Origin of the sequence: Bacteroides sp. (assembly GCF_028690125.1) — a bacterium.
Lineage (GTDB): Bacteria > Bacteroidota > Bacteroidia > Bacteroidales > Bacteroidaceae > Bacteroides.
Map to the genome: position 1 here is coordinate 437,611 of NZ_JAQVBV010000001.1, position 6,000 is coordinate 443,610.

4 protein-coding genes are annotated in these 6,000 nt (G+C 42.1%); 1 reads left to right on the top strand and 3 read right to left on the bottom strand.

Annotated elements, in window-relative coordinates:
- The first annotated feature begins 272 nt into the window (after positions 1-272).
- Positions 273-2,336, top strand: a complete 2,064-nt coding sequence (locus PHO71_RS01650; RefSeq protein WP_300197919.1) for a S9 family peptidase — start codon at positions 273-275, stop codon at positions 2,334-2,336.
- Between the two features lie 120 nt (positions 2,337-2,456).
- On the opposite strand, the gene PHO71_RS01655 is transcribed toward PHO71_RS01650, so the two are convergent.
- The 3 genes from PHO71_RS01655 to PHO71_RS01665 are packed head-to-tail and all read right to left on the bottom strand — an operon-like array spanning position 2,457 to position 5,969.
- A complete protein-coding gene (locus PHO71_RS01655; RefSeq protein WP_300197921.1) occupies positions 2,457-3,212 on the bottom strand; it encodes a succinate dehydrogenase/fumarate reductase iron-sulfur subunit in 756 nt (251 codons plus the stop codon).
- A gap of 36 nt (positions 3,213-3,248) precedes the next feature.
- On the bottom strand, positions 3,249-5,228 hold the full coding sequence (locus PHO71_RS01660; protein WP_300197924.1) for a fumarate reductase/succinate dehydrogenase flavoprotein subunit: 1,980 nt from the start codon (positions 5,226-5,228) through the stop codon (positions 3,249-3,251).
- A 36-nt stretch (positions 5,229-5,264) separates the two neighbouring features.
- A complete protein-coding gene (locus PHO71_RS01665; RefSeq protein ID WP_300197927.1) occupies positions 5,265-5,969 on the bottom strand; it encodes a succinate dehydrogenase/fumarate reductase cytochrome b subunit in 705 nt (234 codons plus the stop codon).
- Between the last annotated feature and the right edge of the window lie 31 nt (positions 5,970-6,000).

Genomic DNA, 6,000 nt, shown 5'->3' on the forward strand with positions numbered 1-6,000 from the left:
AATGCATTTATATCATAGAAGAATACTTATTTTTGCATAAATAGACTCTTGGATAGAATGAATATACAATAAATACTATCTCCGAAAGAATCTGCCGGACATATTCGGAATACTGTATTATATGAATGTTCAGAATTATCCGGTTTCTGCTTGCAATATGATTTGATTATTGAAAAAAGGAATGTAAGTTCCTTTTTGTGCTGAATATTATTGTGTTAGTAGTGCTACTAACTATGGTGAAATAAGGATTGATTATAAAAACTTAGAAAAACATGATGCGACTTTGTTATACAATTTTGGTGGTCGTTTTTGCCTGTTCCGATATTTCGGCTATGATAGCGGAAAAAGTAGATTATCAACGGGCGGATACTCTTTACAAATTAGCAGATAAGGTATATTCTGCAAAAGTGATTCCCGAATGGATAGGTGATTCATATTATTTTTGGTATAAGAACAAGGAGAGAAGTGGCACTGTCTTTTATTTGGTGAATGCAGAAACCGGCGATAAACAGGCTGCTGCTAGTCTTGAGGAGTTGAAAAAGCAGTTCCCCGAAATCTGGAAATCTACTGATAAAGGGGAGAACAAAGGGCCTGAGACTAAAGACGGCAAGGTAATGTCTCCGGATAAGCAATGGGTAGCTTATGTACGAGACAATAATGTGTATATATCTTCATCCGATGGCAAACAGGGTAAAGAAGTAGCTTTGAGTATGGATGGCACTTTCGACTGCTTTTATAGTGCCGGTTTGACATGGTCGCCCGATTCAAAAAAGATAGCTACCTTGAAAACACGACAGGCAAACTGTCGGCGTATTCCTTTGCTGGAATCTGCACCGGAGAGTCAGCTACAACCACTTTTGCATTGGCGGAATTATGCCAAACCGGGAGATGAACTTCCTGTGTCAGTACCCGTATTGTTTGATGTGGAACAACGAAAGCAGATACCTTTGGATACGCGATTGTATGAATATCAGTTTAGCCTTTCTCTTACCGGATGGAGAGAAGACAGCCGTGCTTTCACCTTTGAATTTAACCGGCGCGGGCATCAACGTTATATTGTTGGAGAAGTCAATGCTGTAGATGGAGTTATACGTCATCTGGCCGATGAGAAATCGGATACATTTATTTCTTATATTAATAACTATCGTTTTGACTTGAATGATGGAGCAGAAATGCTTTGGATGTCCGAACGTGATGGGTGGCGTCATATCTATCGGATAGATGGCAAGACCGGTGAAGTTAAGAATCAAGTGACGCGTGGAGAGTGGGTAGTACGAAAAGTTATTTTTGTAGATACCGAACAGCAGAAAGTTTATTTCATGGCTTCAGGACTTTATAAAAAAGAAGACCCTTATAATCAACATTATTGTTCTGTGAAGTTTGACGGAACCGATTTTCGGGATTTGACTCCGGAAGATGGTAATCATAAAATAACTCTTTCAAAGGATCGGACCTATTTTGTAGATGTGTATTCGCGTCCGGATTTACCATCTGTCAGTGTCTTGCGTAAAGTAGGAAAAAAAGAGGTGATAGCCACATTAGAAAAATGTGATGTGACAGACTTGGTAGCCTGTGGTTGGCAAATGCCTGAGGTGTTTTGTGCAAAAGGCAGGGATGGGAAAACCGATATTTGGGGAACCATTTATCGTCCTTTTAACTTTGATCCGTCCAAGTCTTATCCTGTGATAGAGGATATTTATGCCGGGCCTCACGATTCTTATGTTCAAAAGGATTTTAATCCTATTACATGGTGTATTTCTTCTTTGGCGGAGCAAGGATATATTGTAGTGAAGATTGATGGAATGGGCACTAACAATCGTTCTAAGAAGTTTCATGATGTTTGTTGGAAAAATCTCAAGGATGCAGGATTTCCGGATAGAATTAAATGGATACAGGCTGCTGCCCGGAAATATAAATATATGGATACGAGCCGGGTGGGAATTTATGGCTGGTCTGCCGGTGGACAGAATGCCATGGCGGCTTTGTTATTCCACAATGACTTTTATAGAGCAGCGGTCTCTTTCTGTGGATGTCATGATAATCGGATGGATAAGGTCTGGTGGAATGAACTTTGGATGGGATATCCGGTCGATGAATCCTACAGCCGTTCGTCAAATGTGGAGAATGCTCATTTATTAAAAGGTGATTTATTGTTGATAAATGGAGAATTGGATGATAATGTGGACCCGGCCTCTACATTGCAGGTTGTGAATGCTTTGATAAAAGCAGATAAGATGTTTGAACAACTTTATTTGCCGGGTAAGGGGCATAGTCTGGGGGGAACTTATGAAATTCACCGTCTTTATGATTTCTTCAATCGTAAGTTGAATTATTAAGATTGGATGCAGACACCAGTGACGATTGTTAAAGAAATGCTTCTTATCGTATAATAAAGGAATCCCCTGCCGGCATCGCCAACAGGGGATTCTATGCTATTAATCAAATCAAGTTTACGCTTAGTCTTTCAACTTAGCTATAATAAAATCGCGGTTCAAACGCGCGATATTGCTGATAGAGATATTTTTCGGACATTCAGCTTCACAAGCACGAGTATTTGTGCAGTTACCGAATCCGAGTTCGTCCATCTTAGAAAGCATTGCTTTCGCACGGCGTAAAGCCTCCGGTTTACCTTGAGGAAGCAAGTTCAACTGGCTAACTTTGGCAGATACGAACAACATAGCAGAACCGTTCTTACAAGCAGCAGCACAAGCACCGCAACCGATACAAGCAGCAGCATCCATCGCTTCATCAGCAATTTGCTTCGGAATCAGGATAGCATTAGCATCCTGAGGAGCACCAGTACGAACGCTTACGTAGCCACCAGCCTGCATAATCTTATCATATGCAGTACGGTCTACCATCAAGTCTTTGATGACCGGGAAACCTGCCGAACGCCAAGGCTCAACAGTGATTGTATCGCCATCCTGAAAACGACGCATATAGATCTGGCAAGTAGTAGCACCTGTTGCCGGACCGTGAGGATGTCCGTTAATATAAAGAGAACACATACCGCAGATACCTTCGCGGCAGTCATGGTCGAATACAATCGGTTCTTTTCCGTCACTGATCAATTGTTCATTCAGGATATCCAGCATTTCGAGGAATGAAGTATCACCTGAGATATCTTTCATTTGGTAGGTTTCAAAAGCACCTTTAGCTTTTGGACCGGCTTGACGCCATACCTTCAGTGTAAATGATATATTTTTATCCATTTTCTTCTAATTCTTTTTAATGTTTAACTTCACCGATTAGCTCTTGTAGTTACGAGTCTGAACTTTGATAGCTTCATATACCAACGGTTCCTTATACAATACAGGAGCCTTTTCATCGTCGCCCTGATATTCCCAGCATGCTACATAGAAGAAGTTTTCGTCATCACGTTTTGCTTCTCCTTCTTCAGTCTGGTATTCTTCACGGAAGTGACCACCACAACTTTCGTTACGGTTCAAAGCGTCATAAGCTACAAGTTCACCCATTGTGATGAAGTCGTACAAACGGATTGCTTTGTCAAGCTCAACATTCATACCTTCTTTAGAACCAGGGATAAACAAGTTGGTTTCGAATTCCTTGCGGATTTCTTTCAGTTTGGCAATACCTTCTTTCAGACCTTCTGCGGTACGACCCATACCCATACATTCCCACATTACGTGACCCAGTTTCTTGTGGATAGAATCAACAGATTCTTTACCTTGGATACTCATGAACTTATCAATCTTAGCTTGAATAGCTTTTTCTGTTTCTGCAAATTCAGGAAGATCGGTAGAGAAACGAGGAACCGTGATTTGGTCGGCCAGATAATTTTGGATAGTGTAAGGCAATACGAAGTAACCGTCAGCCAAACCTTGCATCAAGGCAGAAGCACCAAGACGGTTTGCACCGTGGTCAGAGAAGTTACATTCACCGATTGCAAACAAACCTTTGATAGTAGTTTGCAGCTCATAGTCTACCCAAATACCACCCATTGTATAGTGGATAGCCGGATAAATCATCATCGGGTTATAATATTTCACACCGTTAGTTTCCTTTGCCAGCTCACCGGGATTGACGTCAGTGATTTCCTCATACATATCGAAGAGGTTGCCATAACGTTGAAGAACAACATCAATACCCAAACGGTTGATAGCTTCAGAGAAATCAAGGAATACAGCCAGACCTGTGTTGTTTACACCAAATCCTGCATCACAACGTTCCTTGGCAGCACGGCTGGCAACGTCACGCGGAACCAAGTTTCCGAATGCCGGATAGCGGCGTTCCAAATAATAGTCGCGATCTTCTTCAGGAATATCGCTTCCTTTAATTTCACCCTTTTGAAGTTTCACGGCATCTTCTTTCTTTTTCGGAACCCAGATACGACCATCGTTACGAAGAGATTCAGACATCAACGTCAGTTTAGACTGTTGGTCACCGTGTACCGGAATACAAGTGGGGTGAATCTGAACATATGCGGGGTTAGCGAATACAGCACCCTTGCGGTAGCAAGAAATAGCAGCTGTACAGTTACAGCCCATAGCGTTGGTAGACAAGAAGTAAGCGTTTCCGTAACCACCCGTAGCAATTACTACAGCGTGAGCTGCGAAACGTTCCAGTTTACCTGTGATTAAGTTTTTAGCGATAATACCGCGAGCACGTCCGTCAATGATAACAACGTCTTGCATTTCGTAACGAGTGTACATTTTTACAGTACCTACGTTTACTTGGCGGCTCAATGCAGAGTAAGCACCCAACAATAACTGCTGTCCGGTTTGGCCTCTGGCATAGAACGTACGTGATACTTGTGCACCACCGAAAGAACGGTTGTCCAGTGTGCCACCATATTCGCGGGCGAAAGGAACACCTTGAGCTACACATTGGTCGATGATAGCATTAGATACTTCGGCCAAACGATAAACGTTGGCTTCACGAGCACGATAGTCACCCCCTTTTACTGTATCATAGAACAGACGGTAAACAGAGTCACCATCATTCTGATAATTTTTAGCAGCATTGATACCACCTTGTGCAGCGATAGAGTGAGCACGACGTGGAGAGTCCTGAATACAGAAATTGAAAACTCTGAAACCCATTTCACCGAGTGAGGCGGCAGCAGAAGCTCCTGCCAGACCTGTACCTACAACGATGATATCCAAACGACGTTTATTAGCGGGGTTCACCAATTTTTGGTGAGCTTTATAGTTAGTCCATTTTTCAGCCACCGGGCCTTCTGGAATTCTTGAATCTATTTTGATCATAATCTTTTTTACAATTTAATCATTTACAATTTACATTTAGCAAGCACCGCCACACACCAGTGATTTCAAGAAGAATACCACTACTACCAGAGCGAAACCGAGTATTACAATCGTTGAGTAGATGTTAGAAATACATTTCCAACGATTGATCCATACTGTGTTGTTCCATCCCAGTGATTGCATAGAACTCCAGAAACCATGAGTCAGGTGGAACCATAATGCAAATAACCAAACCAGGTAAAGAACTACATAAACCGGGCAAGAGAAAGTCTGCTGGATATGATAAGCACCATTTGCAGCATAAGCCAAAGTGAGCGTATCAGCATGCATACCGAGATTATGCATCAATTCCGGCAACTGCATTTTTGCCCAGAAGTTGAAAAGGTGCAGCCCAAGACCTACGATTACGATGATACCTAACACCAGCATATTTTGAGAAGCCCATTCTACAGTTTTGGGTTTATCAACTACTGCATAGCGTTCGTTACCACGTGCTTTCCGATTCTGCATTGTCAGCCAGAAAGCATAGATGATGTGAATAATAAAGAGGGCAGCCAATGCTGCGGTAGCCACTAACGCATACCAGTTTGCTCCCAGGAATTCACAGATCATGTTGTAACCATCGGCCGAGATGATCGCAACCAAGTTCATCGCCATGTGAAATGTTAGAAACAGGACAAGGGCGATACCGGTAACGCTCATCACCACTTTCCTTCCTACAGATGAATTACTTAACCACATAAATGATTGAATTTAAATTATTTAATTGTTA